Origin of the sequence: Lysinibacillus sp. YS11 (assembly GCF_002896375.1) — a bacterium.
In the GTDB taxonomy this organism is placed as follows: Bacteria; Bacillota; Bacilli; order Bacillales_A; family Planococcaceae; genus Lysinibacillus; species Lysinibacillus capsici.
In genome coordinates, this window is sequence record NZ_CP026007.1 from 3,926,388 (window position 1) to 3,951,944 (window position 25,557).

The following is a 25,557-nucleotide window of genomic DNA, read 5'->3' on the forward strand; positions in this document are numbered from 1 at the left end:
TCTCATTGTACGCAAAGGATTGAAAGATTACAACCTTCCATACATCATTTTTTTGAAACTTTGCTGTTTTTCATGCGTAAATATTTAAAAAGGAGGTACAACTATGGAGAATCAAAAAATTTTAGCTGCCTTTAGTTATCTTAGTATTTTCTTCGCCCCTTTTATCGTTCCATTAATTGTATATTTCGTGACAAAAGATAGTGATGTAAAAAAACATTCGATTCGTGCACTTGTCTCTCATTTAGTTCCTTTTGTTTTTGGCATCCTGTTCTTTATTGTCTTTGTTTTTTCCACATTTAGTATAGATCCAACCTCCAGTAATAATACAGTGATGATTATTTGGTTTGCTTCATTCGCCATCTATGCTCTCGTCTCACTAGGTATTGTGATTTGGAATATAATTCAGGCTGTTCGTGTTATCCGTTAATGTTTTATTTTTAAGTGAAACAGGAAGTAGTAATTGTAAAAGGAGCTGTTTTGGGATGAAAGTATCAAACGTTGTAAAAACTGCCGTTAAGTTAGCACCTATTGTTATTCCTATCGTCAAAAAAGTAATGGCTGCAAAAAAAGGCACAACGCCTACAACCACAACCCGAAAAAAATAAAACGAAGGCGTATTCCTTTTAAAGGAAATACGCCTTCGTTTTATTTCACTTCAAAATGGGTTTGACTATGGCCATTTAATGTTTTTTCCACATGTAAAACTGCTGGCATCGCGGATTTCAATTCAGGTACATGCGAAATAACGCCAATCATACGACCAGAATCCTGCAAATCAATTAATGTATCGATTGCTTTATTTAGTGATTCCTCATCGAGCGAGCCAAAGCCCTCATCAATAAACATCGTTTCAATATGAATATTACCTTGGTAGCTTTGAATCACATCTGCCATCCCCAATGCAAGGCTCAACGAAGCATTAAACTTTTCGCCACCTGATAAAGTTTTGACATCTCGTAATTGATCTGTATAAGCATCATAAACATCAAGACCAAGGCCACTTTGCTTCGCATGCTTTTCTAATCTATCTGAACGTCTAAGCTCAAATTGACCGTTTGATAAATGATACAGACGTATATTGGCAGCTTCTGTAATTTGATCTAAGTAGTTAATTTGTATATAACGCTCAAAGGATAGCTTTTTCGAGTTTTGTCCATTTAATAATCCATAAAGCTCCTTTACTCGCCCTGCTTCTTGTTCAAGTAAATGAAGCTCTTTCGCTATTTCTTCCACCTTTTTACTAAAGCCTTGGCATGCTTGTATAAAGCCATTGATCTGTTGTAAACGTTTAAATGCTTCCTCATAGGAAACTCGATGCTGTTCTACTCTTGCTTCCATCGCCTCTAAATCTTGCTTCTCTTTTCCTTGAAGGTATGTAGCCCCTTCGGTAATCTGAATTTGCAACGTGTGTACTTGTAAAGCATAGTCGCTACATGCTTTTCGAAGTGCATCCAATTGTATGGCACTCCGTTTAGCAGTTGCATAAGCCTCATAGCTTTCGAAACCTATTTCTTGCATATCTGCTGAAAATTGCTGAAGCTTTTCATTCATTTTAAGCTGTAATTCCTCAAAGGACTGTTTGGCAATTTCTACAGTTAGTGTTGCATTGCTAGCTGCTTCCTTTGCTGCATGCAAATTTTCTTGACTCACTTGCCAACTTTTTTGAAGCTCTTCTTTCTGTTTACTAACTTCATTTAGTTGTTGCTTTAATTGCTGTAAAGTTGGTAAATTAGGGGGCATCTGCTTAAGTTGTTCGTCTACAACCGCTTGTAATTTTGTCCATTCTTTTATCTGCTCTGCTAAATATTGCTCTAGCTTCATATGCTTATTTCGTAGCTGCTCTATTCGGTCATGCTGATGCTTTATTTTTAATCGCACATCAGCTAATTGATGTTGAATAATTTTTAATGCAGCAAGCTCTTGTTCCACTTCATGTAGAGTAGCGGTGATCTGTGGTTGGTCTTCTTGCTTAATATGCTGAGCCTCGAGTTGTCGCCATGTATCTTGAAGAAGTTGCTGCGCTGATGCTAAAAATGCCTCTTTCTCTAAATACTTACGCTCGTCTGATGATGCCTTCGCTCTTAATGCTTCCACTTGAGCAAGCTCAATAACTTCCAGTTGCTCATTGTGTGCTTTCTGATGTGTCATACTACCACAAACAGGACAGGGTTCTCCTTCCTTCAGTTGTTCTGCTAAAATACTAGCTTGACTCGTCAGCCATCGTTGCTGCAAAAGTTGAAGTGCCTCTTTACTTTCTTGATAGAGACTTTCTGAAGCAACTACATCCTGCTTAGCTAAATCTACGGCATGTTTATATTTATCCGCTTGCTTGATTAAAGCAACCTGTTCCCGTAGTTTCGGTAATTGTTCTAAATAGCTTTCATAGGGTTCAACCTGTTTTTCATAGCCTTCTAATGATTGAGAAAAATGCTGTAATTGCTCTTGTTCATTTTCCAAAAGTTTGACGTTATCATTTACTGCTCGTTTTGCATTTTCAGCATATTGCTCCGCTATTTGCAGCTGCTGTATATTGTTTTCATAGGCTTCAAATTTCGGTAAAAGCGCTAGCATCTGCATCTCCTGCTGTAAGATTTGCTGTCGTTCAGATTCTTTAGCCTGCTCTATCTCATATTTTTCTTGCGCTTCTTGCAACTTTTCTTGTGACTGCTGTTGCTTAACCTTTGCTTGTTGAAATGCTATCTCTTTAACATTCAGTTCAGCACGTAAATCCTTGCATTGTTGTTCGAGGAGCACCAGTCGCTCTGCTTGTTCTGCTAAAGCAATCTCCTTCTCCTTTGCTTGGTATAAATCCTGCTGTTGTAAAAGCATTTGTAGCCGTTGCTGTCGATTAGCTTGTTCATCAAATTGCTCATTTAGCGTTTTTGCTAAGCGATAATATTCCTGCTCTTTTTGATGAAGGCTATACGCTTCTTCATAGTATGACTGTTCATCTTCTCCACATTTCTTATAGTAGCTAAGCTCCTCATCAAGTGCCTCTGTCAGTTGATGTAAATTTTCGGTATTATCAGCAATCACTGTGAATAAAGTGGAAGAACGTTGTGGTAAGGCGCCCACAATTTGACCAAGTAAATGTTCTTTTAATTGTTTGGCACGCTCAAGATCACTTTCTGCTTCTTTACGCTTGGCATCAAGCTTTTTCGCCATGACACCGAAACGATCTGTTTTAAAGATTTTCCGTAAAATTACTTCTTTATTTGTTGAATCAGAGGTTAATAGTTTTCTAAATTCACCTTGAGGTAGCATGACAATTTGGCTAAATTGATCTTTTGTGAGACCTATGATTTCCTGCACTTTCTTATCGACTTCAAGCGTTTGCTGTTTTTCTACAATGCTATAATCTAGCTTTCCGTCTTTTACTTCTGCTAGCTCTATTTTCTTTCCAGTAACCGTTTTATTTTTTTCTTTAATATGACCTGGCTGTCGTACTATTTGATAGACCTTTCCATGCATTTCAAAGACGAGTTCTACAGCTGTATAAACTTCATCATGTGCAAAGCCGCTTCTTAGTAAAGCTGTATCCTGCCGGTCCTCCCCACTACCTGATCCGTAAAGAGCATAGCAAATAGCATCGAAAATGGTTGTTTTACCAGCACCAGTTTTTCCAGAAATGGCAAACAATCGATGCTCCCCTAGCTCTTGAAAATCAATTACCTCCGTGTCTTTATATGGACCAAACGCTGTAATTGTTAACTTTAAAGGCTTCATTTTACAGTCTCTCGCTCCTCATCTAATAACTCCTGTAACATCTCTGTGAATAGGCGTTCCGTATCTTCATCAGGCTGAATGCCAATAATATTGGTGAAGAATGAACGGAATAAATCAATATCTTCTAGTTTTTCAGCTTCTACTACTTGTAGTTCACGTGGCATATCTTGTCTTAGTACCTTCCGCTCCACATGCATAGCGTGCGGAAATACACTACGAATACGTTCCATCGGTGAAGTCACAGATATTTTATCCGTCAATCTAACAAATACATAATCCTCACTTGGTGTGAGCGTTAATAACTCCTCTAATTGCCCTTCTACTACTCGTAGATCTCTTCTTGGCACAAGCTTTCTTTTACTTACTGTGGTGTTACCTTGCTCATCTAATTCGATGATTAAAAATCCTTTCTCATGTAAATGCTCAGATAACGAGTACTTTAAGATAGAGCCTGCATAGCGTATGGTTTCGTTTAAAACAAAATGTGCCTTATGTAAGTGCCCAAGCGCCGTATAGTGAAAAGGTTTGAATAAAGCTGCATTCACACAATCTGAGCCTCCAATGGAAAGGGGTCGCTCGGAATCACTAGTATTTGCTTTCTCCTCACCATACTTCGTCACAAAGGCATGTCCAACAAAAACATGACGCTTACTTGTGTCCATGTCTTTCGTGATATACTCAATAATTTTTTGCATGGCGTCTTGATGAGAACGGATTGATTCATCTTCAAAGATGTTGCGAATAGCAGCTGGCTCTGCATAGGGCACTAGGTGAAAATGTACTTCCCCATGTTGATCATTCAAAACAATAGGGGCATGATTTTTTGTAAATTGGCCCTTAATATATAAACCACTATCACTCATTAAACGGCTACCAAAATTTAAACGACCTGCACTATCATGATTTCCCGCCACTGCTAGAACAGGAATCTTCTTCTCTAATACTATTTTCGCTAATACATCATTTAGTAAATTAACTGCCTCAATAGGAGGCATCGAACGATCATATAAATCACCTGCGATGATAATTACATCTGGTTTTTCCTCATCAATCGCTTGTATAAATTGTTGAAGAATATAATGTTGATCTTCTGTCATATAGACACCTTGAACAAGCTTTCCTAAATGCCAATCTGCTGTATGAAATATTTTCATTCTAGTACCTCCTAGTCTTCTCTATATTTTAGCATGACTATTCCCAATCTAGTGAACACTAAAGGTTTAGTAGTTCTAGCCAAAATTGGTTTTCATAGAAAAAAGCATCTTATAAGTAAGATGCCTTAGATACCTGTTATTTAGATGTATTTGATAAATGCCTTATATCCCGGGAATCCCTGAATTACGTAAGTCATACGAGGAGATTGATGTTGTGTCACATTTTGCTTCTGAGGTTTCGCTGATGATTGTTGCTTTAGGATTTCCTCAAATGACTTGGGATTTGGCTTTGGCAATTCTGCTGAAGAGATGTTTAAAGCATCACTACCACTATAAACTTGTAAAAATGAGTTAGCCATTTGTCGATAGCCTTCAATATTTGGATGAACATCAGCACTATTTGGTAAGTAGTTGGTTGCATTCAATCCAAAGGCATCATAGACATTTATATAAGCTGCGCCAGCTTGCTCTGCTTGTTGTTGTAAAATCGTATTTAATCTAACTAGCTGGGCATTGGTTCCTTCTTTTTGCGTCGGATGAACTGTTGGATAAGCAAAATAATACCCTATAACATAGATTTTTGCTTTAGGCGCACGTTCTTCTAATTCATCCAAAATCGATAGCATATTTTTTCTTGCCAAATTTAAAGCGTAATCTGCCTGAAGCTGTGAAAAAGCTAAGGTTCCTGCATTTGGGTTTACCTGGACAAGACGTAATAAATCATTAGCCCCTGCCGAAATTGTAATAAGCGTCGCATTTGCTAATAAATTTTCCGCTTCCTCAGATCGTATTCGTTCTAATACATCCGCCGTAGTAAAGCCTGGAAAAGCAAGTTCTTTTGTATAAAATGATAATTGACCAATCGAACTTAATTTCATGGCAATCAAATCACTATACCCTACATCAATTTCTTTGTAGGGTGTTTGACCTGCTGCTAAGGAATCGCCAATAGCCACATAGGTTTCTGTTTGAGCAAAAGCAGATGAAACACAAATTGTCATGAATAATACTGTCATACCTACCAAGCTACATAATCGTTTCATCTGCTTCCCTCTTTTCTTATTGACTAAAAATTTAAAATGCCCAGCTACCCTTGCGGAAAATTGGCTCAACTGTACCATCTGGTAAAATACCATCGATGTCCATTTCTCCACTGCCAATCATGAAGTCTTCGTGTGTCACAGAAATATTGGCACCCAATGCTTCAAGTTGACCGTTTTCTAGGTCTCTACCACCCTCTAAGCAAGTCGGATATGCCTCACCAATAGCTAAATGGTTTGAAGCATTTTCATCAAACAGCGTATTAAAATATAAAATTTCCGACGCTGAAATTGGTGACTCGTGAGGGACAAGTGCTACTTCACCTAAGTAGCTTGAGCCTTCATCCACTTGAATAAGCTCTTGCAATAAATCATGTCCTACTTCAGCCTCTGCCTTAATAATTTTGCCCTCTTCAAATGTTAATTTAAAGCCATCGATGATATTGCCCTGATAGACTAATGGCTTCGTATTACTAACATAACCGTTTACACCTTGTTTCATTGGCAGTGTATAAACTTCTTCTGTTGGCATATTGGCCACAAAGACATTATCTTCTGGTGTTTTACTACCACCAGTTAGCCATTTATGTTGTGGTGCTAAAGCGATTGTTAAATCTGTACCAGGTGCTGTATAGTGAAGCTTTGCATACTTTTTATTATTTAAAAGCTGTGCACGAGATTCTAAATTAGCTACATGCTGACGCCAATTATCAACTGCATTGCCTTCTCCAATATGAACCGTTTTAAAGATAGCTTCCCATAATGCAGGTACTTGCTGCTCCTCTGTTAATTGAGGGAAAACCTTTGCTGCCCATTTAGCTGAAGGAACTGCTACGATGGACCAAGCAATTAAATCCTTCATGACTGCATTGCGATAGTTTTTCAATGCTGCCCCTGATACTTTTTGATGTGTTGCTAGTCTGTCTGCTGGAATTCCTGTTAGCTTATCAGGATCTGCTGCATCAATCCATAATAGAGCTCCTTTACGTTCAATCAGTTCATCACGCATTTTCACAACCCATTCAGGGAAGCGATTAAATTCCTCATCGGATGCATGCTCAAAATAAGCACGATCCAATTCATCATCGGAAAAGTTTACATGAACACGGCCTGCTCCAGCCTTGTAAGCCTCTTTTACAACTAAACGGGCAAAATCTAAAGCATCCACAGATGTATTGACTAATAAGTACTGACCTGGTTGGATATTCACACCCACTTTTACTGCAAGCTCTGCATATGCCTGTAATTTCTCTTCAAATGTCATACTATTTCCCTCGCTTCTGTCCAATTGTTTTAGAATTACCTTCAATCAGCTCGCCATCATGCCATATTTTTTGCACAGGCTTGCCCGGAATTTCCCTTGTCCATTTTTTATAGGTTTTTTCATCACGATAAGATAATAAGGTTAATACTTCACCATCAGCTCCAGCACGCCCAGTACGACCAGAACGATGCAAATACTGTTCAATAGTTCGTGGGACATCAACATGAATAACATGTGTTAAACCAGCAATATCTAAACCACGAGCTGCAATATCTGTTGCAATTAAAATACGCGCATCTCCTTTACGGAATGCATCTAACGCTTTTTTACGTTCTTCTTTCTTCATATCAGAATGGAGCGTGACAATCGGTGCTGAACGGTATTGTAGTTTTGTTTCCTTCATTAATAATTGATCGATATTATTAACAAAAGCCAACGCTCTTAAACCCTCTGTATGGGAAAGTCGGCGCAGGAAATCCGTTTTATCACGTTCTTCTACCTTCACAAAAGAATGGACAACTTTACCGACCTTTAACATGTCCTCAGGCTTAATTTTAAAACGCAGTGGCTCAAACATCATACGACTTGCCACTAATTCAATTTCCTCTGTAATCGTAGCCGACACAACAACAACTTGTCGGCCATAGGCAGAACCTTCGATAAAGGATTTGATAACAACACGGTATTCACGACTTAGTAATTGATCACATTCATCTAAAATAACTGTTTCGACTTCTTTGAGTTTTAATTTTCCTGCTCGTGCTAATTCGTTTAAACGACCAGGTGTGCCAACAACAATCGTTGGCTTTTTCTTCAACTTTTCAATTTGACGAGCAGAATTGGCACCACCAATCAGCTGTTGAACAGTAATGTCTGTTCCAGCTGTCCACTCACGAATAACTTCTACGATTTGCATAGCGAGCTCTTGCGAGGGAGCTACGATCAGTCCTTGTGTTTGCTTTTTTGCCCCATTCACTTTATTTAATAATGGTAAGACATATGCTAACGTTTTACCTGATCCTGTTGGTGATTCCGCCACAATATCTTTGCCTTCAAGCATAGCTGGTATCATTTCATCTTGAATTTTCATGGGTGTTTCAAAGTTCCATTTTGCTTGTAGTTCTTCTTTTAATAAATTTATGACTGACATGTTATTTCCCACCTTCTATCTACTTGACACTAGTTTAACACACTCCGTAGGTTCCTACTTTATATGTACGTAAGCAATTTTCTAATCGTTTCAAGAGAACATTGCTTCCTTTCATAAAAAATCTGCTTCACTCAACACGGAAAGTAAGCCTGTCCACAACTCTTTCAAGAATTGTAGCTTACCCGTGAAAAGCAAGCAGATTCTTTTCAATTCAACTAATCGACTAATTCATAACCACAAGCTAAAATGGCACATTCAGCTAAAACGATTAATGAATCAATATAAATGTCACTTAGCTTTAAATCTCTGTTTACAACAGATAGCTCTGTACAACCTAATACAATTCGATCACAATTTAGTGCTAGCATCGCCTCTTCTATCGGTTGCCAATCTTCTAGCGTAACATCCTTCCCAGCCTTGACATAATCATAAATGATCGACATCACATAGGATCTCATTTCATTATCTGGAACAACTGGTGTAATACCAAACTCCTCAAGTGCTTCCTGATACATCCGTGATGTTAACGTGCCTGTTGTTGCTAAAATACCTACTCGCTTTGCTCCTAAATCAGCAGCACGCTTTGCTGTTTCGCGAATCATATGCACGACAGGTATAGGAGAACCCTCTTCAATTTCTTGATAAAACGTATGCGCCGTATTACATGGGATCGCTATTATGTCTGCTCCTACCGAAGCTAGTTTTTTTGCATCCTCAATAATGACTGGAACTGGATTGTCCTTTGTATTATCTAAAATAAAGGCCGTACGGTCAGGAATATTTGTATCATTATCAATAATGGTATGTAAATGATCCTGATCTTTTTGTGCTTTCGTACGTCTTACAATCATTTCTCCTATAAACATTGTTGCAAGTGGACCAACGCCACCAATTATACCTAAAGTTTGTTTTTTCATGTGTTAGACAGACCTTTGTTATTAAAATATTTCTTATAGCTACGATAAAAGCTTAAATTATCAAGCGTGACATTCAACCAACGTTTTGCATTCATATCCTTATAATTAAAAATAGAATCTGTAGCCATACCTTGACGAATTAAACTTTTCGCCTCCATTACTAGTTGTTCATTTTGAACATATTTGAACAGCACACCATTCGGTACAATTGTCCAAAGATGCTTGTTCCTCACATATGTTAGTTGTTGTTTACTTCCTCGAACATAATCGTTCGCTACATACTGCATCAAATTAAAGCCACTGGCCGTCACATAATAATTGGAAAGTTCATTATGTAATTCAATACTCAACAATTTATATTGACCATCACGATCATCATATTTCATATCAAATGTGGCAAAGCCTTGGAATTGTATCGCTTCAAGGAATAGCTTAACATTATCCATTAATTCCTGATGATAGGTTGTCATAATCGCTACATAACGTCCTATCCCTTCTGGAGAATGTTCTTCTAAAATAGGGTTTCCTACGGCAAGAAGTTTTGCCTTCCCATCTTGTCCTATATATGCATTAACAACACGCATGTTAGCGTCTTCACCTGGTATATATTGTTGAATCATCAGATCATCACGATAAGCTGATTCTTTATAGATAGCACGTAATATACTGTCCTTTTCGTCCTTATCATATGCAATATATACTTTTTTCTTACCAGGAAAAATACAAGTAGCATATTTTGTCATATTCATGGGCTTAATGACAACTGGATAATCAAATGGCATGTTGTAGTCTTCATAATCATTCACCGTGCATACATGTGTAGCAGGGTATTGAAAACCAAATTGTGCACATAGCTCATACATGCTTTCACGAGTTAAAAGTTGATGCGCAAGTGTGGCGTCTACATAGGGAACTAGAAAATCCTCTGCTAACTCTTCTTTGTGTTCTACGATTCTTTTGACATAAAATTCATCACAGGCTAATAGCAGTAATTTTTTGTCTCGGAACTCCTCCGCTATGGCTTTTAGGGCGGTCACAAATCTTTCTTCGATATGAAGTCGCGGTATCTCGCGAAAAGTCCATAAATCACTTTGTTGAATTTTTTCCATGTTTGTATGGTTTAGTGCAAGTGGCTTCACACCATAGGCTTCGTAAAATGCTCTGGCCATGCCATAAGCATTCATTTCATCTCCAAGTAAAACAGGTAAAAAAACGTGCTCAATGGCCATTCTACTCTACTCAACTCACTTTTACTTTTTTATTAGTGTAACATACTAATGATTTATAGCTTATTTATGAACAGCTACAGCTTGTTTGCCTAATTCCTGATAACTTTTGAAAAATTGATCGACATTGTAAGTAACATACCCTTTTAAAGGATCCATTACGACTACCTTATCACCTAAATGTCCCGTTAAGACGACTGCATGTAAGTTCATAAAAGCATCATGTCGAGTCGTTTCACCTGCATAAATCCAGCCTCTTTCTGCTTTTCGTTTAGGCTTTGATAAATCTAGCGTTACCCATGTCACGACAGGAATACCTTCACGCACAAGCTGTAAAATGTCATCCTGTGAGGCGTTACTCATATTTTTGACATGTAAGCCAGCTTGTTTATCTGTAATAACTGCCTCAGCCGCTTTGACAATTGGAGCAGCAAAAACATACATGCCACGAGCTTTATCACGAGGATTACCTGCAAAAGCATCATTGGGATTTGGTCCAAAACGTTGATTGCCTACTGTTCGTATTTCTTGCTTTGGTAAATACTTGTCAGTCATTTCGAGCTTCGACACATTCATTCCAAAATAATTTAATACGGCTGTAAGTGAAGTAATTTCACAGCCATGTGGCAGCTCGGGGTTTTGCATGACAACAGGGACATCTAACTCCTGATCGTCTCTTAAAAAGTGTGTTTGCAATCGATAATAGGGCTTTGTTGTATCGTAAGTGAAATTCTCGATTGTTGTATACCCATTATTTGTCGTACTATTTTCAAGTGTTGTTGCCGCAATTGCATATTCTCTCCCTGCCTTGAGCTTCGAAAATATAGCTTCTCCTTCTTCTGAACCAATCGCTTCTTCCACTACTTCACCTGTTTGTACATCTGTAACCGTAAGGAAGAGATTTGGAATAGGTGCCCCGCTATTAAATTCTACTGTTAAAACCGTTAATTGATTTTTTTGTTCAGCATCTTGCTGAGAAAATGGCTGACAGCCTGAAAGTAACATAATAATCAAAATGCCAATAAGTAAAAGGCGTTTATACCCCGTCCACAAGACAAATTCCGCTCCTATTCTAAGGCGAAGAGCAGCCCCTTCGCCATTCTCATTATTCAATTTGTCGTAGACTCTATTATACGATACTTTCATAGCCGTTCCTATTTTATCTTGATTTAGTAACTATTTTTTGTACTAATATCGAGTTACACAAGACAGTGAACCCCAAAAATCTGGATAGCAATTATGCCAAAGGATAATTGAACTGTCTTAAATTGTTGTCACTTTCGGCCGTAATGTATGCTTTAGTACCTTCCCAGAGGCATTTCGTGGCAATTCTATTAAAAATTCAATTTCATAAGGTACTTTGTATTTGGCAAGTCGTGTTTGACAATAGGATAGTATCGAATTTTCATCAAGAGACTTCCCTTCCTTTAACACAACAAATGCTTTTGGTACTTCTCCATATACTTCATGTGGCAATCCAACCACTGCTGCTTCTAAAATTTCCGGCATTTGATATAGAACTTCTTCTATTTCGATTGGGTAAATATTTTCTCCACCACGAATAATCATATCTTTTTTTCGATCTACAATATATAAATAGCCTTCCTCATCAAAGCGTCCTAAATCGCCTGAGTACAACCAGCCATCCCTAATCGCTCTTGCTGTTTCCTCTGGATTGCGTAAATAGCCCTTCATTACTTGTGGTCCTCTTACGCATATTTCGCCCACCTCTCCAGCTGGTACGGTCTTTCCTTCACTATTAACTACGCAAACCTCTGTCTGTGCTAATGGTTTTCCAACTGAGCCAATTTTCGTCAATGCATCCGTATCTAATAAAGAGGTAGCTGCAGGTGAATTTTCAGTTTGACCATAAAGATTTTGAACCTTTACATTTGGAAATGCTTCTTTCACTTGCTTTACAAGCTCATAAGGCATCGGGGCAGCACCGTAACATAATAAACGTAAATGATTAAAGCTATGTTCCTTGAATCCAGGAGTATTTAATATAATGGTATACATAGATGGAACACCAAAGAAAATTGTCGCCTCAGTAGCTACAATTTGAGCTAACGTTTTAGTTGGTGAAAATGCTTCTTCAATGACCACTGTTCCCCCTCTATAAAACATAGGCATAGCAAATACATGAAGACCTGCACAATGAAACAAAGGCGTACAAATAAACATTTTGTCCTTGCTAGACATATTCATAGAAGAAGACCAAATATCTGCTGTAGCCACGATATTCTGATGCGTTAGCATGACGCCTTTGGGTTTACCTGTTGTTCCCGACGTATACATGACCACTGCTGTATCGTCAGCCTCTAATTGCACAATTTTTCTAGCACGATTATCATATTCAATTATGTTTTTCATTTCTTGAAATCCGATTGTATGTTGGAATGAATAAGAAACGTCCTCTAATACCTCTGTTAATCTTTCATCAAAAATTAAGCCCCTTGCTTGTGAATGATTAAAAATAAAATCAACCTCAGGAGCAGCTAATTTAGTGTTAATTGGCATCACAATAAATCCAGCTAATTGGACACCTAAATATGCGATTAAAAATAAATCTGAATTGAGCGTATATAGGGCAATCACATCATCCTTTTTAAAATCTTGTTCCTGCAAGTAAGTCGCAAATCTTTCTACACGTTGGTAAAAATCATGATAGCTTATTGCCTTTCCATCATACAATGTTGCAATTGCATTTGGTTGCTGCCCTGCATAGTCTTCAAGAATATCTGTCATAAACTTCGTCATTATAAGCCCTCCATACTTTCATTTTATTATTATTGAATAAACAAGAATGGGAAACTATTAAACTTCTTAAAATTCTGAAAATTACGATTATATTTTATCAAGCAATGTATTTCTTGGCAATTTTTCCACACATTCAAAATATGTAGCTGAAGTAACGAAATATTCATAGACATTTTACTTTTCTAGTAATTTCTATTAGGTGTATGATACTTGTACGATTATTATTAGGAAAGGCCGGGTTTAAATGCTTTATGCACTTTTAGGAGATTTACATTCTAATATAGAAGACACTAAAGCTGTTCTAGCTCATATTCAACAAACAGCAGAGGAAGCAACAATCATTGGGTTAGGGGATTTATATGAATGCACTGTTAGTAAGAAAAAGGCACAAACCATATCTGGCTTACCTTTGCAAAAGGCGGCCATAGTAGAAAGTGAATTTGAAAAACTGCTAACCTTCCCCTCTATTCGAGGCAATCAAGAAGAACGTATTACTCAGGTCACTGGCATTGAACGTTTTAAAGCTTTACCAGAGACGATAGAGATTGATGGAGCCACGCTTATGCACGGACATCAATTTAGGTGGAATGTAAGCTGGCAACCGACTTTCCCACACTTTCAAAAACCATTATTTTTCTTCGGGCATAGTCACGAATCAGGTCTTTATCATCAACAAAAAAAGCTGCCGATTCGTATTCGCTACGGGCAACCAATTGCGTTACAAGACAAACAATATGGTGTGAATGTAGGCTCTGTTATCAATCACCGTGAATGGTGTCTTTATGATAGCCAAAAGCGTACAGTAACATTTATGTGTGTTCCACCTATTAATCTATAAAAGAGCAAGCTAGTATGTAGACTAGCTTGCTTTCCATTTTTTAATGAATATATTGCTTTTTCTCACTCAATAAAATTTCCTTTAACTCTTTTAATTTTTCAATTACAACATACGATTCATCCGTAATTTCTTTCAGGTATTTTTCAGCGCCCGTTTTATTGCCTACATTGTACTCACGCACTGCTTTTTTTGCTATATCATGCACGTGAATAAATGGTTGTTCTAACTCTGCGTAGACACGCTCATCACCTAACAGTTTCTTTCCTGTGCCGTAGTACCATTCGCCAAGGCGTGATTCTTTTGGAGACCCTACATCCTGCTCCGTCATCGTTTCAAAGCCTAGTAGCAAATTGTAGATTTTCCATCTCCACAATAGGTGATCGGTAATAGCTAATTCAATAATATCCTCTTGGCTAATAATAAAGTTTTTAGAAATTGTTGTGGATCGGTATCCATCAATCATTTTACTTAATTTATAAATGGCGGAGCCCATATCAAAAACGATTACCTTACTTTTTTGCATGCTCTCTGTAATTGTATGGTTACGTTCAGAAATAGTAGTAGCAGATTGTGCCTGAACCTTTGTCGTTGTAGCTATTTCCTCAAAGCGCGCCCCCTGCTGCTGTAAGTTTTTATTTAGCTCAGCTAGCGTCTGTGATATATATAAGGTATCTGTAACACCTTGATGTAAATCTTGGGAAAATTGAGTCGTCAATGAACTAATATTATGGGTAATATGAAGTAGCTCCTGTATATCTGTATGTATAGATTTGACAGATGTACTTGTATCATCAGCAAGTTTCCGAACTTCCTCTGCAACAACCGCAAAACCTTTTCCTGCTTCTCCAGCACGAGCGGCCTCTATTGATGCATTTAAAGCCAACAAATTTGTTTGATCTGCTATTTTTTTTATTAATTCCATTAATTTCGCTACACTATTTACACGCTCAACTAAACGCCTAATATCTTCCTGCATTGATTTATGGCCTTCATCGGTTGTCTGTAAAATAGATGATACTTGTTGTAATGATTCCAAATCCTGATTTAATTTTTTAAAGGCATGCTTTGTTTGCTCTGAAATATCACCCACTGATGTGGCAATTTCTTCAATACTTTCGTCTAACTCATGCATTAATTGATCTGCTGCAACAATCTCCTGTTGCTGAATCTCCTGAAATTCAATCAGTTCCTTAATGGTATCTAACTGTGTATTATAAGTAATTATTTCACCTAATCCATTTACTACAGATCCTGCTTGAATTTCAATATAGGTCTCCAAAATAATTTGTTGATCAATTGTTACTAAGCTATCGTAAGACAATAAAACATCCAGCATTTTTTCTTCATCACGAGATAGTTCTTTGACAATAAGTGGAATGATTAATTGATTAATCAGTGTATAGGCAGATATCATCCAATTCGGTAGTACACCAATTCTTGCATGAACATAAGCAATTTTACGACGCTTAAAGACATAATCTAAATCTAATTCATCATCAAATAAGCTAATAAAATGTGTATCAAATAATCCTTTTAAGCGCTCTACTGTCGAATGTGTATTGATGACATGATTAAACTCTGGGATTTCCAGTAGACGAGCATAAAAATTATCGAGTATATGCTGTCGATTATTCTCATAAATTTTACGTAAAAACCCAACAGATTCTCTTCTAATTCTAGATAAAGCAAGGAAATCCAATTTTTCTTTAAAGCGTTCATTTGTTTCGATGTCTGAATTTTTCGTAGCCGAAAAATAATCATAACTTTGATTAATCTTCTTCCTTTTGAACATAGCTCCCACTCCTAGTTGTATTCAAGTAAAATAAAATTACCAATATTTTAAAGCCAATTATAGATTTCTCTTCATTACCTTCAACTAATAAAACATATATATTTTACCAACAATAGAATGACAAAAATAGATTCTCATTTAATTCTTTACACTTTATTATTTTTCCGTCCACTTTATTGACAATTTCTTATTTTCTTAGTTAAACACTGTCTTTACGCAGAAAAAGCGCTAAAATCCAGATTGATTTAGCGCCTTCTTCCCATATAAACTTCTCGTTAGTGCTAGCACTCGCAATCGCAATTTTGTAAGCTATCCAGTAGCTTTTCCATGGCTTCTAGTTGCTCACACAGCGTTTGAATCATGCAACGTAGGATTGGAATTAACTCTTGACAGATGCAGAATCTAAGCACATTTTGTGCCAGTCGTATACCACCCTGATGATGGACGATCATTTCCCGAAGATAATTGATATTAATGCTATTAGAGACTGGTGGAGCACACATTGCGTTGAACATAGCTTCTGTAATTTCTTTGTAAGCACACATATACTCGTATAATTCATACTCTGAATTTTGTACGACACAACATCGATTTTGTATCGCTTCAAGACTCTCAACCATTTCTGTATGTGTGCGAATGATTTCTAAGGCGAGATTTTGCACAGGTATATTCGTTGTATAACGTAAAACATTTTCAGACATTTGTATTGCTGCAACTTGATGAGGGATGATTTGCTTAATAAAATTTTCTGAGATACTACAAGTAATGGTTACATAGGTCATACCCTGCATCATTTTTTTGAGGATTCGCTGATATTCCTCTAAATATGCCTTTGTCACATTACTGAGTTCAATTGGTTTAGCCATTAGACACACTCCTTTCAGAGTAATGTATGCCTGCTAGGTTGTTGTGCGATAGACAATTGTACCAATTGCTCAATTTTTACCAACCTTTATCATCGTAAAAAACTATACTTGCTCTTTCTTATATGTAGCTATGCATGTTGAACAAATGCATAGATTTGGCTCTCTTTGCACTGTAGTTAACAGGGTTTCTGGAATGCTAACTGTCATACACCAGCACTCTTTTTCACCTTTTGCCACGCCACAATGGTTTTCGCCTCCGCATAATGGACATTTTATTTCTCCAGTTGACATGCTTTTACAACTCCTTTATTTTTCATCATTGTAAAATAAAAAGGGAAGAGCGCTCAATACCTTGCTCCTCCCAAAAACTTTAATGTTGATGCTTGTGTATATCTTGTTTTACTTCTTCAATGTCAGTGTCACTATAAATAGATGTTCCACGTCCGCCACTTTTTGCTAACAGGGCCTTCACTTCATTATAGGATAATCCTGCCTCTGCATTTTTTTGCTTCACTTCGTTAATATTTGTGCCTGCAGATGTAAACTGGATGTCTTTTTCACGATTCATCATTTTTACCTCCTATAATTCATCTGGCTGCATTTCAATTAATTCGTCGCCTTCTCTTTTTACACGCTTATTGAGTTCCTCTATCGGAATGGCATCTACAGTTTGCATATCCTCATGCAGATCGAAAAGACTAATCGTATCTGATTCAACCATGTCAGGCTTGTCCTTACTATTTAAATTCATGAACATTTTCTTTTCATGTGGTATTTTTTCGATGTCCATTCTGTCACACTCCTTTTCCTATAATGTGTGTAATGCTGAACAGATTATGTGTCTTTCTCTTTCGTACTTTTATCAATTCGATGATACTCAGCTATTTGAATAACTCGTACATGTTTTGTGTGCAGTTCATGGTATATCCCCCTACTATCCGTAAAGGAAATATATTGATCACGTTCATTTTTCACTAATTTTTCTGCCTCTTGTTGCGATTCAATAAAAATGAATCTTCGTACATAATGTACCTCATCAAAAAAATACGTAATTTTAAATTCCTTCATCTTTATGCCCCTTAATCCTGCAATGTCACCGCTTATTCTGTCCAGAAACTGAAAAACCTTGCATTCCTAAAATTACATAAAACATATGGTGCATATAGTAGAGCAATAAACCTTTGCATTGGAGGGAACAATAATTGATTCATACTGTCAAAGCTGGTGAAACCCTTACTCAAATTTCTCAAGATTACCGTACATCTTTGGCATCCATTCTCGCTGCTAATCCAGGAATTCAGCCTGATCATCTTTTCATGGGTCAACAAATCGTCATCCCTGGCTTGCCTGAGCCCGACACAATTCCTTACCGTATTGAGATATCTACCAACAATCGCTGGCTCCGTTTATATAGAGACAATATCCTTCAAAAACAATACCCAATTGCAGTTGGACGCATGCTTCACGAAACACCAGTAGGTAGTTTTATGATCATCAATAAAGCGCCAAACCCTGGTGGTCCTTTTGGCACGATGTGGATGAGTCTTTCTAAACAACACTATGGAATTCATGGCACAAATGATCCTAGCTCTATTGGGCATGCTGTTTCACATGGGTGTATCCGCATGCAAAATCGAGATGTTGAAGAGCTAGCCAGTATTGTGCCAATAGGTACAGAAGTAGTGATTCATCCCTAACTTAAAAGGCTATCTAGTTAGTTTAGATAGCCTCTTGTTTTACTTATCTTGTTCTCTAGCCTGTGCGAGCTTCGTTAAATAGTATTGCTCCTCACGCCACATATGGTCCGCCATAGGAGCTGTAAATGTACTAGCACCTCTGCACTTAGCTCCATTTCTTCTAGCTCTCTTAAAAATGTTTTAAATAATGTCATTTCAAGCTCAACATCTTTACTAAAGCGTTTTAAAGCAGGAAAGGAATTCATATTCGTACGTAAATAGCCTGTTAATTCAACAGCCTTTAAATAAAACTGCTCAAAGTGTTGAGCAAACTCATGGCTCTTTTGCTTCAAACGCTTCTCAACACCGTCTAAATCATCATTAATAATGCCTGCATGTCCAGACGCATCTAAAAGCCAAACTAAATGATGATGAAGCTCATGAAAAATAGGTGGTGCTTCTCCTTTTTTTAAATAACCCAGCACATTTTGATATTCTTCTAATTCATTAACCATATGATTGACAAAAGTAGGCGTTAAATGAATCCCAATATCCCCCAATAATTGATGTCTGAGTAGATGAAGCTTGAACTGCTTAAATTGCTCAACATTGTCGTCCACGGACACTGAAAAGGATACAGCATTTGAATCATCGAGTGAAGGGACATAGGTAAGTAACTGCGAGAATTGATAAATATACATATGGGCTCTTTGAATGTCTTCTTCTTCTGAGGGATAAAGGGCGTCATGAATAAATTGAGCGTGGTTTTGCATGATTTCTAGCCAAAATCTATGCTCGAAAATGGCATGTTGCACAAAATTTGACAAAGGTCTACCTCCTCTTATCTTGATTTTAGAGAAATAAACTAAAAAACTTCCCTCGAGCTGTCTTTGCTTTCTGTTATCTCCCCATTCTATTCTTCGTGCTATACAATTAGTCTTACTGTAAATTTCGTATAGGATGAAATGCTAAAAGCTATACTACCTATGGCAAAACCATTTAGATGGCTTTATTGAAAACTATAGGAGGGAAATACGTTGTCAACAAGTAAACAGCTATTATCCATATTCGCCCTAGGTGGGATAAATGAAATTGGTAAAAATATGTATGTAGTACAATATGCAGATGACATAATTATTATTGATTGTGGAGCAAAATTTCCGGATGAAACCCTGCTCGGAATTGATTTAATCATTCCTGATATTACGTTTTTACTTGATAATAAGGAGAAAATTAAGGCATTAATTGTCACACATGGACATGAGGATCATATTGGTGGAATTCCCTATTTATTAAAAAAATTAAACGTCCCTGTGTATGCTACCCGATTCACCCTCGGACTTATTGAGTTAAAGCTTAAGGAACATAAACTTTTAAGAGAAACGGATTTAATTGAAATTCATGCTGATTCAGCACTACATTTAGGACAAATCGATATTAGTTTCTTTAGAACCAATCATAGTATACCCGATTGTTTAGGAATCGTTTTAGCTACCCCTGAAGGAAATGTTGTCCATACGGGAGACTTTAAATTTGATCTAACGCCCGTTAACAATCAGTTTGCTGATATTCATAAAATGGCTGAAATCGGTTCAAAGGGTGTGCTTGTCCTTATTTCAGAAAGTACAAATGCAGAAAGACCAGGTTTGACCCCTTCTGAGCAACTTGTAGGGCATCATATCGAGGAAGCCTTTTTACATGCTGAACGAAAAGTAATCATCTCAACCTTTGCTTCAAATGTTAATCGCATCCAACAAATCGTACATGCTGCAATTGCCACCAATAGGAAGCTAGCTTTAGTAGGGCGTAGCATGGTCAATGTCGTTGATGTCGCGATTGAACGAGGCTATTTATTTGTACCAGAAGATCTGTTAATTGATGCACGAGAGGTCAAATACCTCCCACCAGAAGAGGTCGTGGTCCTCTGCACAGGTAGCCAAGGTGAGCCTCTAGCTGCACTAGCAAGAATAGCAAATGGTAATCATCGTGAAATTAAGGTTTTACCAGACGATACAGTCATTCTTGCGGCTTCACCAATCCCAGGTAATGAAAAGGGCGTTTCTCGCATTGTAGACAATTTATTTCAGCTTGGTGCTAAGGTTATTTATGGTTCTTCCAGTCATACAGGTATGCATGTATCAGGACATGGTCATCAAGAGGACTTGAAACTTATGCTGACGTTTATGAAGCCTAAATTCTTCATCCCTATTCATGGTGAGTTTCGTATGTTACATCAACATCGTTTATTAGCAGAATCTATTGGCGTTCAAAAGGGACATACATTTATTATGAAAAATGGTGATGTAGTTGATATTGAAAATTCAAAGGCAAGGCAGACACGGAAAATTCCTGCTGGGGATACCTATGTAGATGGGATTGGCATTGGTGAGGTGGAAGGTATTGTCCTCCGTGATCGCAAGCAACTTTCAGAAGACGGAATGCTTGTTATTGTATTGACACTCAATAAAGCAGACGGTGCTTTTATTTCAGAACCCGATACCATTTCACGTGGTTTTGTTTATGCTAAAGATTTCGAGGCACTGTTAACTAAAGTCAATGTGCTTACCAAAGAAATCGTCAATGAGCTTCAAGAAGAGGGCAGACAGCAAATACATGTCCTTCGCCGAGAAATTAAAAGAGCTGTTGGACAATATTTATTTACCCAAACAAAAAGAAAGCCCATGATTTTACCAATTATTATTGAAATTTAACAAGTCGGTGCAAGGATTGCCCAATCCATTTGCACCGACTTATGTTAATTGCTCAACCTTTGAAAGGAATCATTTAAGAAATCTCCATTATAAACCTTATGTAACATATCAGCATATAAATATTGGAGCTGTTCAAAGCTATGATGTAAGTTTTTTGAATGCTGATTTACTTGTTTTGACACATTATCGAAATACTGTGGAAGTTTTTCTACCGCTGTGACTAAAGAATCTTTATTCATTAATAAATGTTGAATAGCGTTTAATAGTTGTGCTGCTCTATGTTGTATATCAAGAGGAGGTAATTCAATTATTAAACGAAGGATATGACGCCTCTCTTTATTTATTTGATACCATTTAAAAAAGTGAAATAAATAGTCACTAACAACAATGGATTCATTTGGAATAATGGCAATGATATCATGACCGATGCACACAGCTTTTTTACATTGATAAATAATGGTTTCCTTTAAATTTAATTTGTTGAGAAGAATGCTTTTTGCAGGTACCAGTGACAAATTTAATGAATCAACCGTGTGATCAATCTTTGGCACTTGACTAGCATCATCATCTACCAATAATTTCAATAGTGTTGCTTTGGTGATAAAAGGAGTACCTTCCCTAGTAAAACATTGATCGTTCACAATTAAATGACCAATTTGGACTTTTGCTATTTCTTCTAAAAAAAACTGCTTCACCATGTATGAACCCTCCAATCCTCTGTCCCAATTAATACCCTAAATACAATCTTCATTAACGTATACCTAGTTATTTATTTAGGTAATTTGTCTGGATAAAAGTATTACTCTAAAGATTGTACCACTTTAATGTAACTTTTTCTCTATTATACCACTATAATAGTATAGTCATTTCCATTGTTTTTCACTAGCTTTTAACATAGAGGTGAATCATATGTCAGATTTTTTAAAGCTAGTAGGTGAACAACTTCGGATTATTCGATTATCTAAAGGACTTAGCCAAGAAGAAGTGGCTGAAAGAACAGGGAAGTTAGGTTTCAGTAAAGGAAGAGTTTCCAATATTGAGCATGGACAATCTAATATTACCTTAAGTACTTTGGAAACAATCATGAAGGCATTAGACATTACCCCTGAGGAGCTATTTAATTTTCAAAAATTATCTGGCGTTACTGATATTGAGGAGAAAAACCTCATGCTAGACATTCATCGCTCATTATTAAGAGAACGAAATTTAGACGAGGTAAAATATGTAGTTCGTATAACGAAGGATTTTTTAGATACGATTGATTCTCAATCAAAGAAAAACAGCTCTAACGGTCAATGACCATTGGAGCTGCTTCTTTATTTCAAAGTAACTTTTAGTAGCTACATACCAAACTTTTGACGATAGCCGCATTTTCTACATAATTCTTCCACAGCTTCTCTTCTTGAGAAGCCTTCAACAATCTTATTGGCACGCTCCCCTTCTACAATGTCGGAGAAGGATTTTTCATGTACATTTCCTAAATTAATGACACCTTCCCCATCCAAACAGCAAGGTACTACGGTACCATCCACCAATATAGCTGCTTGACTACGCAGTGCATGGCAAAAACCCTTACCTTCATCCTCTGGCTCTAGGAGACTTGGCCATCTAAACTCATGATCCTGATTTAAATATACATGAGGCGCAATTTTTACCCCTTTACCAGGTTCTACTTTTTCTTCTATACGATAATCAAGATGATACTCATTTTCTAATATTTCTAAAGTCTCGCGGTTGCGACGAGCTGCAACATCCGAAACATGATCCTGTTGTAGATTCCATAAACGATAGGAAATAATCGTATTGTATTCCCTCGAATCTCGCACAAAATCCAATATATCCTCTAAATATTTTTCACGATTTTCAGAGCCTTCATGCCCATCAAAGCTATGCAACGAGAAATTAATTTGACGTAATGCTGGCTTTCCTAATATTTTCTCGCGATTTTTTTTGATTAGCGTACCATTCGTTGTAATATTGACTTTGAATCCTTTTGCATGGGCAGCGTCTAATAGCTGATCAATTCTTGGATGTAGTAATGGCTCTCCTTTCACATGCAAATAAATATATTTTGTATGTGGACGAATTTCATCTAATATTTTATTAAATTGTTCGACTTTTATAAGCCCCTTTGCACGCGCTGTAGGTGGACAAAAACTGCATGCTAAATTACAAACACTCGTAATTTCTATATAAACCTTTTTAAATGTTCTCAATGTTGCTTCTCCGTTCCCATTCACTAAATAATCAAATCTCATTCATTTTAACAAATTTATTGGATAGATAGCAAAAATCGTTGAGCTTTCCCTAGACACACCTACCTTTTCTCTAGGTAACATGGCTACACGTACAGGTGGGTTCAAGAAGCGCTAATATCTTAATAGTAATAGGAAAAGAAGGGAGGAGAAACGATGTCTGGTTTTAATTCTAAAAAATTTTATGGACCTGACGAACCCGAGCAGGAATCCTCTAACAAACAAGGGAAAAATCATATAACAATAAACTTCACATTCAATATAGGAAATACAGATTTTCACTTTGAGCAACGTGCAGAAGGCGGAGGCCAAATCAATCATGATGTAGGCACAAATGCCAACCAAGGTGGACAAAATGCTAGTAACGGTAGTCACACACGCAACGTCAATTCGCAATTTGCTGACGGTAATGGAAGAAGTGGTATTGCTGGTAATAATAATGACGAGGCTGGTGGGCAACAAGGCATTAAAGTACGGGATAGTCTTGTCATTGAAAGTGATATTCATTCATCCTCTAACCATAGTGAAAGTAATGAAGAAACTGATGTATTAACTGAAGAAGATGAGTAGATTGGTTTCAAAAAGATCATGTCAGTAGCAAAAAAAAGGCCATTTTACACGAAGAGGCTCTGTGCTCTGCCACTGGAAAGAAAGTAGCCTGCAACCGATTGTTGACCTTTCAAAAAAAATACTATTGATGGTTTTGTTTTTTGACACGATGAAAAAACTTCTATCTGCTTGATGGTACCCTCAACAGATAGAAGTTTTTTTATTATACATTGCGTTTATAATTTTTTGTGCCGTCATATGAATAGAGCATCGGCTTTTTATCGACATAGGTTTCTAAATGAACAGGACGTCCCCATAGCTGGTAAATATAAGGTAATACATTTTCTAAATAGTGTGGATCTAACTCCATCCCTTCATAGCCATGAACTAAATATAGCTCGCCATTCCGCAAATAATCGCCATTTTTTACAACAATATATGGGAAGCCTCCGTTTACACGCATGGATACGAGTTGATCGCGAACTATCTCATGATCCTTATCCGTTATACGGTATTCATTCCCTTTCTTTTGGAACAAGTACAAATCTTCACGCTTCGCTAAATCCTTTGTTAAATAGTTTCGAATAAAGGAAATATCTGATTCTACCTCTCTTACCTCAAAAATCTTTTCACGTCCCGTATTTGGCAAAACACCTAACCGTTTCATTTCCTCGGTAGGATTATTATAGCAATTTTCAATATCCTCGAAAATTTTAATCCCAAGATAATATGGATTAATCGATGTTTTGGAGGGCTGCACAACCCCCGCATTTAATTTGGCATATTCGATAGTTTCAGCAGTAGTTAACTTTAGCTCCCGCATGATTCGTTGATGCCAGAATGAGGCCCAACCCTCGTTCATTATTTTAGTCTCTAATTGAGGCCAAAAATAAAGCATTTCCTCTCGCATCATTGTTAATATATCTCGTTGCCAGTCTTCCAATTCACGGCTATGTTCCTCTAAGAATAACAACAGGTCCTTTTCTGGCTGAGGAGGAAATTGCTTTAATCTGCGTCGAATTGGTTTATAAACTTTTTCTTTTTCTTCTATACTCCATAAATCATCATACGGTGATTTTGTTGGTGGTTTTTCCTCCTCAAGCTCATCCTCCTCACTCCAGGATAGCTTCGGTCTTAAAATTGATGGATCAATATGTTCTTGAATAGCTAAAACAGCATCTAAAAACTGCTCCACCTCATCCTTGCCATACTCTCTCTCATAGCCAGCTATTCGCTCCGCAGTTGCGGTCATACTTTCTACCATATCTCTTCTTGTATTAGAAAAACGTATATTATTTTTGAAGAAATCGCAGTGTGCTAGAACATGGGCAATAATCAATTTATTTTGGGTTAAAGTATTGGTATCGAGTAAAAATGCATAGCAAGGATTTGAATTAATGACAAGCTCATAAATCTGACTAAGTCCTAAATCATATTGAAGCTTCATTTTATGAAATTGTTTTCCAAAGCTCCAATGGGAAAAGCGCGTGGGCATACCGTAGGCGCCAAATGTATAAATAATATCTGCTGGACAAATTTCATAACGCATTGGATAAAAATCTAAGCCAAAGCTTGAGGCAATTTCGGTAATTTCATCTATTGCACGATGAAGCTCTTTTGTGTCCATTTTACG

At 37.1% G+C, this 25,557-nt stretch carries 25 protein-coding genes and 1 pseudogene; 7 read left to right on the forward strand and 19 right to left on the reverse strand.

What is annotated here, in order from left to right; translation table 11 throughout:
- The first annotated feature begins 103 nt into the window (after positions 1–103).
- Both LBYS11_RS19760 and LBYS11_RS24040 read left to right on the forward strand, forming a co-directional pair.
- Positions 104–427: a magnetosome magnetite crystal formation protein family gene (locus tag LBYS11_RS19760; RefSeq protein ID WP_103118839.1), complete on the forward strand. Its 324-nt coding sequence runs from the start codon at positions 104–106 to the stop codon at positions 425–427.
- A gap of 55 nt (positions 428–482) precedes the next feature.
- Entirely contained in the window at positions 483–605 is a 123-nt protein-coding gene (locus tag LBYS11_RS24040) for a hypothetical protein (RefSeq protein WP_004225603.1), read from the forward strand.
- A 40-nt stretch (positions 606–645) separates the two neighbouring features.
- On the opposite strand, the gene LBYS11_RS19765 is transcribed toward LBYS11_RS24040, so the two are convergent.
- From LBYS11_RS19765 to LBYS11_RS19805, 9 genes are all read right to left on the reverse strand, one after another.
- Entirely contained in the window at positions 646–3,726 is a 3,081-nt protein-coding gene (locus LBYS11_RS19765) for an AAA family ATPase (protein ID WP_103118840.1), read from the reverse strand.
- On the reverse strand, positions 3,723–4,880 hold the full coding sequence (locus LBYS11_RS19770; RefSeq protein WP_103118841.1) for an exonuclease SbcCD subunit D: 1,158 nt from the start codon (positions 4,878–4,880) through the stop codon (positions 3,723–3,725). Before LBYS11_RS19770 ends, LBYS11_RS19765 begins: the two co-directional genes overlap by 4 nt.
- A 140-nt stretch (positions 4,881–5,020) precedes the next feature.
- Positions 5,021–5,923: an SGNH/GDSL hydrolase family protein gene (locus LBYS11_RS19775; protein ID WP_103118842.1), complete on the reverse strand. Its 903-nt coding sequence runs from the start codon at positions 5,921–5,923 to the stop codon at positions 5,021–5,023.
- 31 nt (positions 5,924–5,954) lie between these two features.
- Positions 5,955–7,184 (reverse strand): aminopeptidase, encoded by a 1,230-nt coding sequence (locus LBYS11_RS19780; RefSeq protein ID WP_004225611.1) that lies wholly within the window; start codon positions 7,182–7,184, stop codon positions 5,955–5,957.
- A 1-nt stretch (position 7,185) separates the two neighbouring features.
- Entirely contained in the window at positions 7,186–8,334 is a 1,149-nt protein-coding gene (locus LBYS11_RS19785) for a DEAD/DEAH box helicase (RefSeq protein ID WP_004225614.1), read from the reverse strand.
- Between the two features lie 215 nt (positions 8,335–8,549).
- On the reverse strand, positions 8,550–9,251 hold the full coding sequence (locus LBYS11_RS19790) for a cysteate racemase (RefSeq protein WP_103118843.1): 702 nt from the start codon (positions 9,249–9,251) through the stop codon (positions 8,550–8,552).
- Positions 9,248–10,480: a carboxylate--amine ligase gene (locus LBYS11_RS19795; RefSeq protein WP_054549004.1), complete on the reverse strand. Its 1,233-nt coding sequence runs from the start codon at positions 10,478–10,480 to the stop codon at positions 9,248–9,250. The genes LBYS11_RS19790 and LBYS11_RS19795 overlap by 4 nt, the downstream gene beginning before the upstream one ends.
- 60 nt (positions 10,481–10,540) lie before the next feature.
- Positions 10,541–11,590, reverse strand: coding sequence for a C39 family peptidase (locus LBYS11_RS19800; RefSeq protein WP_233732198.1), 1,050 nt, complete (start codon positions 11,588–11,590; stop codon positions 10,541–10,543).
- A gap of 150 nt (positions 11,591–11,740) precedes the next feature.
- Positions 11,741–13,237: a class I adenylate-forming enzyme family protein gene (locus LBYS11_RS19805; RefSeq protein ID WP_103118845.1), complete on the reverse strand. Its 1,497-nt coding sequence runs from the start codon at positions 13,235–13,237 to the stop codon at positions 11,741–11,743.
- A gap of 244 nt (positions 13,238–13,481) precedes the next feature.
- Between LBYS11_RS19805 and LBYS11_RS19810 the strand changes: the two genes are divergently transcribed.
- The gene (locus LBYS11_RS19810; protein WP_048394823.1) at positions 13,482–14,075 is read left to right on the forward strand and encodes a metallophosphoesterase family protein; all 594 of its coding nucleotides are present in this window, start codon (positions 13,482–13,484) and stop codon (positions 14,073–14,075) included.
- A 40-nt stretch (positions 14,076–14,115) separates the two neighbouring features.
- On the opposite strand, the gene LBYS11_RS19815 is transcribed toward LBYS11_RS19810, so the two are convergent.
- The 6 genes from LBYS11_RS19815 to LBYS11_RS19840 form a co-directional block, all read right to left on the reverse strand.
- Positions 14,116–15,867 carry a methyl-accepting chemotaxis protein gene (locus tag LBYS11_RS19815; protein ID WP_004225627.1) on the reverse strand — a complete coding sequence of 584 codons (1,752 nt, stop codon included), beginning with the start codon at positions 15,865–15,867 and terminating at the stop codon, positions 14,116–14,118.
- Positions 15,868–16,148: 281 nt separating this feature from the next.
- Positions 16,149–16,733: a DUF305 domain-containing protein gene (locus LBYS11_RS19820; RefSeq protein WP_004225628.1), complete on the reverse strand. Its 585-nt coding sequence runs from the start codon at positions 16,731–16,733 to the stop codon at positions 16,149–16,151.
- A gap of 102 nt (positions 16,734–16,835) precedes the next feature.
- The gene (locus tag LBYS11_RS19825) at positions 16,836–17,024 is read right to left on the reverse strand and encodes a cysteine-rich CWC family protein (protein WP_048394824.1); all 189 of its coding nucleotides are present in this window, start codon (positions 17,022–17,024) and stop codon (positions 16,836–16,838) included.
- Positions 17,025–17,103: 79 nt separating this feature from the next.
- Positions 17,104–17,301, reverse strand: a complete 198-nt coding sequence (locus LBYS11_RS19830) for a hypothetical protein (protein WP_048394825.1) — start codon at positions 17,299–17,301, stop codon at positions 17,104–17,106.
- 12 nt (positions 17,302–17,313) lie between these two features.
- Complete coding sequence (locus tag LBYS11_RS19835; protein WP_004225632.1) at positions 17,314–17,523, reverse strand: hypothetical protein; 210 nt, start codon at positions 17,521–17,523, stop codon at positions 17,314–17,316.
- Positions 17,524–17,567: 44 nt separating this feature from the next.
- Positions 17,568–17,801: a hypothetical protein gene (locus LBYS11_RS19840; protein WP_048394826.1), complete on the reverse strand. Its 234-nt coding sequence runs from the start codon at positions 17,799–17,801 to the stop codon at positions 17,568–17,570.
- Between the two features lie 134 nt (positions 17,802–17,935).
- Here LBYS11_RS19840 and LBYS11_RS19845 point away from each other — a divergent pair, with 134 nt between their 5' ends.
- On the forward strand, positions 17,936–18,430 hold the full coding sequence (locus LBYS11_RS19845) for a L,D-transpeptidase family protein (protein ID WP_048394827.1): 495 nt from the start codon (positions 17,936–17,938) through the stop codon (positions 18,428–18,430).
- A 39-nt stretch (positions 18,431–18,469) separates the two neighbouring features.
- Here the strand turns inward: LBYS11_RS19845 and LBYS11_RS19850 are convergent.
- Positions 18,470–19,236 (reverse strand): annotated as a pseudogene (locus tag LBYS11_RS19850) (DUF2935 domain-containing protein).
- 210 nt (positions 19,237–19,446) lie between these two features.
- Between LBYS11_RS19850 and LBYS11_RS19855 the strand changes: the two are divergent.
- Complete coding sequence (locus LBYS11_RS19855) at positions 19,447–21,120, forward strand: ribonuclease J (protein ID WP_103118846.1); 1,674 nt, start codon at positions 19,447–19,449, stop codon at positions 21,118–21,120.
- A 44-nt stretch (positions 21,121–21,164) separates the two neighbouring features.
- Here the strand turns inward: LBYS11_RS19855 and LBYS11_RS19860 are convergent, their stop codons facing one another.
- On the reverse strand, positions 21,165–21,818 hold the full coding sequence (locus LBYS11_RS19860; protein ID WP_048394834.1) for a restriction endonuclease subunit S domain-containing protein: 654 nt from the start codon (positions 21,816–21,818) through the stop codon (positions 21,165–21,167).
- Positions 21,819–22,029: 211 nt separating this feature from the next.
- Between LBYS11_RS19860 and LBYS11_RS19865 the strand changes: the two genes are divergently transcribed.
- Entirely contained in the window at positions 22,030–22,419 is a 390-nt protein-coding gene (locus LBYS11_RS19865; protein ID WP_004225641.1) for a helix-turn-helix domain-containing protein, read from the forward strand.
- Between the two features lie 41 nt (positions 22,420–22,460).
- Here the strand turns inward: LBYS11_RS19865 and LBYS11_RS19870 are convergent, their stop codons facing one another.
- Positions 22,461–23,336 (reverse strand): radical SAM/SPASM domain-containing protein, encoded by an 876-nt coding sequence (locus LBYS11_RS19870; RefSeq protein ID WP_048394836.1) that lies wholly within the window; start codon positions 23,334–23,336, stop codon positions 22,461–22,463.
- Between the two features lie 195 nt (positions 23,337–23,531).
- Here LBYS11_RS19870 and LBYS11_RS19875 point away from each other — a divergent pair, with 195 nt between their 5' ends.
- Positions 23,532–23,945, forward strand: a complete 414-nt coding sequence (locus LBYS11_RS19875; RefSeq protein ID WP_048394838.1) for a hypothetical protein — start codon at positions 23,532–23,534, stop codon at positions 23,943–23,945.
- A 202-nt stretch (positions 23,946–24,147) separates the two neighbouring features.
- Here LBYS11_RS19875 and LBYS11_RS19880 read toward each other — a convergent pair whose 3' ends face one another.
- Positions 24,148–25,551 (reverse strand): SpoVR family protein, encoded by a 1,404-nt coding sequence (locus tag LBYS11_RS19880; RefSeq protein WP_103118847.1) that lies wholly within the window; start codon positions 25,549–25,551, stop codon positions 24,148–24,150.
- Positions 25,552–25,557 lie beyond the last annotated feature (6 nt).